Source organism: Nocardioides sp. (genome assembly GCF_035429765.1).
Lineage (GTDB): Bacteria > Actinomycetota > Actinomycetes > Propionibacteriales > Nocardioidaceae > Nocardioides.
The window spans coordinates 1-4,078 of record NZ_DAOMFK010000244.1 but is presented as its reverse complement, the minus strand read 5'-3'; the positions used below and the strand labels follow the sequence as shown (position 1 = coordinate 4,078).

The following is a 4,078-nucleotide window of genomic DNA, read 5'->3' as shown; positions in this document are numbered from 1 at the left end:
GCGAACAGCACCGCCTGGAGGGCGAGCAGCGCGACGGCGAGCGGGCCGGGGGCGAGAAGAAGTACGACGGCCAGCAGGGCCGCCGTCACCGCGGCCGTGAGCTGCGGCGCACGGGGGTCGATCTGGTCGTTCACGGGATCTCCTGGATGTCCTGGTCGGGATCGCCCTGGGGAGGGCGCGGCAGGGACGTCCTGGGCGCAGGGGCCGCGCCGGTCACGCGGGTCACGCGCAGACGCGTGGCGGCCCCGAAGGTGCGGGAGGACGTCCCGTCAGGACATTCGACACAGCGACGAGCGGACGCGGCAGTGGTCCACCGCGCGGCGCTTGGTCAGCATGGTCGAGGACATGGCAGGAACCGTAGAGGCTCGTCCACGGCTGACGGAACCGTGCGTCTCGCATGGTGGACCCACCATCCAGAATGTGGACATCACACCATCTCCGCCAGCGCGTGGAGCACCTGCTCCTTGCGGGGCGCGCCGGCGGCCCGGGTGACCTCACGCCCGTGCGGGTCGAGGACGAGCGTGGTCGGGGTGCGCAGGATGCCGAGCCGGCGGACCAGCTCGAGGTGGTGCTCGGCGTCGACCTCGACGTGCACCACGCCCGGGACGGTCGCGGCGACGTCGGCCAGGATCCGGCGGGTGGCGCGGCAGGGTGCGCAGAACGCCGAGGAGAACTGCAGCAGCGTGGCCCGCTCGCCCAGCTCGTGCTCGAGGTCGGCGTCGGCCAGCACGCTCACCGGCGCCGGTGTCTCCTCGGCCGCCCCGCGGACCCGGTGGGTGCCGCTGAAGCGGCCGTCGGCCCAGGCCCGGTAGAGGCCGAAGCCCAGCGCCAGCGCCACGCTGGCCACCAGCACCCACTGTCCTGCGCTCATGTGGGGGGCAACCGCCCGAGGCCGCCGGGCATTCCACCGGCCACCCCGGAGGCTCCGGGTCAGCCGCCGGCGAAGGGCGGGAGGAACTCCACGTGCTCCCCCGGGTGCACCAGGATCGCGGCGGGGTCCGCGGTGGACACCGGCCGGTCGCCCACCAGCACCGAGCAGACCGCGAGGACGTCGGGCAGGCGGGTCCCCGGGTGCAGGGCCACGGCCCGTGCCACCACCTCGGCCAGCGGCAGCGGGCCCGGCACCGGGAGCACGTCGGAGGCAACGCCGGCGGCCGCGCGGGCGCCCGCCCAGTAGCGGACGGTGACCGACCCGGCGGGTGTCGCCTGGGTCTCAGTCGCGCCGGTGACGCCGGTGCCGCTGCTCATGGCGGGTTATCCTTCCCTATCAGTCGAAGCCCGGAGGTGACCACGGTATGAGCACCGTGCTCCTGCTCACCAGCGCGCTCCAGCCGAGCGCCGAGGTGCTCCCCGCGCTCACCCTCCTGCCGCACACGGTGCGGATCCTGCCCGCCGAGGGCAGCGCACTGCTCGAGGCCCCCTCCGCCGACCTGCTGCTCGTCGACGGCCGGCGCGACCTGGCCCACACCCGGGACCTGTGCCGGCTGATCCACACCACCGGGACCGACATCCCCGTCCTGCTGGTCGTCACCGAGGGCGGGCTCGCCGTCGTGGCGCAGGACTGGATGATGGACGACGTGGTGCTGGACACCTGCGGCCCGGCCGAGCTCGAGGCCCGGATCCGGCTGGCGATCGGCCGGTTCGCCGCGCAGCGCGAGGCCGCCGACCCCGAGGCTGGCGTGATCCGCAGTGGCGAGGTGACCGTCGACGAGGCGACGTACACCGCCCGCGTCGGCGGCCGCACCCTGGACCTGACGTTCAAGGAGTTCGAGCTGCTGAAGTACCTCGCGCAGCACCCGGGCCGGGTGTTCTCGCGCCAGCAGCTGCTCTCGGAGGTGTGGGGCTACGACTACTTCGGCGGCACCCGCACCGTGGACGTGCACGTACGCCGCCTGCGCGCCAAGCTCGGCCCCGAGAACGAGACGCTGATCGGGACCGTGCGCAACGTGGGCTACCGGTTCGTGCTGACCAGCACGCCGGCTGCCCTCTCACCCGAGGAGCAGGACGCCTGACCGGCGAGGTCGAGCCGGCGGCGTACGTCTGGGGCGGCGGCGGGCCGGCGACGTCGGTCTCGGTGGTGCGCGCCGCCTGCCTGGCGGCGGGCGAGCCGGACCCACTGGACGAGGCGGCCGAGCTGGCCCTCAAGCACGCCGGGCTGTCGACGACGACCCGCCTGTGGCTCCAGGGGGACGACGGCTTCGCGCTGGTGGTCGACGGGGTGCTGGCGCTGGCCGTCGAGCCCACCGCGCGCCGCGCCGGGCTGGGGACGGCGCTCGCCCGTGAGGCGGTCGCCTCGGGGCTGGTCCGGTCGGCGTGGTCGCACAACGACCACCCCGGCGCGGCCGCGCTGGCCGCTCGCTTCGGGTTCACCAGGGCACGCGAGCTGTGGGTGATGCGGCGGCCCTCGACGCTGCCGCTGCCGCCGGTCGTCGTACCGGCCGGTGTGGCCCTGCGCACCTTCAGGCCGGGAGACGAGGGAGCCCTGCTCGCCGTGAACGCCGCCGCCTTCGCCCACCATCCCGAGCAGGGCGCGATGGACGCCGCGGACCTGGCCGCGCGGATGGCCGAGCCGTGGTTCGACCCGGCCGGGCTGCTGCTGGCGGTCGCCGAGGACGGCACGCTGCTGGGCTTCCACTGGACCAAGCGGGTCAGCGCGACGGTGGGCGAGGTGTACGTCCTCGGCCTGGCCCCCGCGGCGCAGGGCCGCGGCCTGGGCACCGTGCTCACCCTGGCCGGCCTCCACCACCTCCTGGACCCGCCCCCCGGCGTCTCCGAGGTCGAGCTCTACGTCGAGTCCGACAACGCGCCGGCGATCGCGCTCTACTCCCGGCTCGGCTTCACCCACTCCCCTGCCGACACCCACGTCCGCTACTCCGGTTAGTACGGTCCCAACGCGGGGTCCGGAGCACCCTGGGACCCCGCGTTGGGACCGTACTAACCCAGGATCGGTGTCAGCGGGGGGCGGCGAGGATCTCTCGCAGCTCGAGGCGCCGGTCCAGCGACAGTCGGGGACGTACGCCGGGCGGCGGGGTGAGCGTCCAGAGCCTCGGCTCCCGGGAGCGCAGGGCCCGCTCCCGGGTCCGCAGCATCCGGTCCACCACCAGCTGGCGGCGGGGCAGGTCCCCCTCCACGACGGTGAAGTACTCCAGCCCGTGCGCCCGGAACCGCTCCTCGCGCGACACGTCCGCTCTCCGGACGCTGGCCAGCCGGTGGTGCCCCCCGTCGTACTCGCCGACGACCCCGGCGACCGGGTCGAGCAGGTCGGGGCGGCCGAGGAACTCGCCGTTGACGCTGTAGACGTCGACGTTGCACAGCGGCCGCGGCAGGCCCGCGTCGCACTCCCAGACCAGGTGCATCAGCGTCTCCTGCGGCGACTCGGGCCCCTCGACCGCCAGCCCGGTCGCGTCGCGGGCCTGCTGCACCCCGGTACGCCGGTTGCGGGTGAGGAGGTAGGCGCGGAAGCGGCTCAGCGAGGTGAGCTCGGCGTACATCGCCATCTCCAGCGCCTGGACGGCCAGCCGGACCGACGTCGTGCGCCGCATCTCGTCGAAGACCGCCCGCTCGGCCGACGTGCACGGCACGCCCTGGCGCACGACGAGGTCCGCGGGGAGCACCACCTCGCGCCAGGGCCGCACGCCCTCGATCGGCCGCCGCTTGCCCATCGGCCCCAGCGCGAGGGCGACCGGGAGCTCCGCACCGTCGGACTCGGTGCCGCCGAACCACCGGGCACCGGCCAGGTGCAGGCTCGCCCAGCCGGTCACGCCGGCACCGCCGGGCAGCCGCGGCACCAGCTCCACGATGCGCTGCACCGGCTGGTCGACCACGGCGTCGGCGGGGACGTACCTGTTCCTCGACGTACGCCGCCCCCGGGGGCCGCGGGCCTGGTCCGCAGTGGGCCCGGCCACCCCCTGCGGGTCGATCGGCACGGGTACGACGAACGCGCCGGGCCGCACGCGCGGGGGCGGGCGCAGCCGCGCCAGGTCGCGGCGTACGTCCTCGGGCAGGCTCCACCGGTCACCCTCCTCCCCCGGCGACCGGTCCCCCGACCACGCCGGCGACCAGCCCGGCGACCAATCCC

The 4,078-nt window shown here is 75.2% G+C and carries 5 protein-coding genes; 2 read left to right on the top strand and 3 right to left on the bottom strand.

Features of this window, described 5'->3' with window-relative positions:
* Nucleotides 1–427: 427 nt before the first annotated feature.
* Both PLP61_RS15445 and PLP61_RS15440 read right to left on the bottom strand, forming a co-directional pair.
* Nucleotides 428–871 (bottom strand): TlpA family protein disulfide reductase, encoded by a 444-nt coding sequence (locus PLP61_RS15445; protein WP_324503647.1) that lies wholly within the window; start codon nucleotides 869–871, stop codon nucleotides 428–430.
* A 59-nt stretch (nucleotides 872–930) separates the two neighbouring features.
* The gene (locus tag PLP61_RS15440) at nucleotides 931–1,248 is read right to left on the bottom strand and encodes a MoaD/ThiS family protein (protein ID WP_324503646.1); all 318 of its coding nucleotides are present in this window, start codon (nucleotides 1,246–1,248) and stop codon (nucleotides 931–933) included.
* Between the two features lie 47 nt (nucleotides 1,249–1,295).
* Here PLP61_RS15440 and PLP61_RS15435 point away from each other — a divergent pair, with 47 nt between their 5' ends.
* Together PLP61_RS15435 and mshD are read left to right on the top strand one after the other, a co-directional pair.
* Entirely contained in the window at nucleotides 1,296–2,012 is a 717-nt protein-coding gene (locus tag PLP61_RS15435) for a winged helix-turn-helix transcriptional regulator (RefSeq protein WP_324503645.1), read from the top strand.
* A gap of 65 nt (nucleotides 2,013–2,077) precedes the next feature.
* Entirely contained in the window at nucleotides 2,078–2,881 is an 804-nt protein-coding gene (gene mshD, locus PLP61_RS15430; protein WP_324503644.1) for a mycothiol synthase, read from the top strand.
* Between the two features lie 70 nt (nucleotides 2,882–2,951).
* Here mshD and PLP61_RS15425 read toward each other — a convergent pair.
* Nucleotides 2,952–4,078 (bottom strand): hypothetical protein (locus PLP61_RS15425; RefSeq protein ID WP_324503643.1); only part of this gene is annotated, 1,127 nt, incomplete at its 5' end.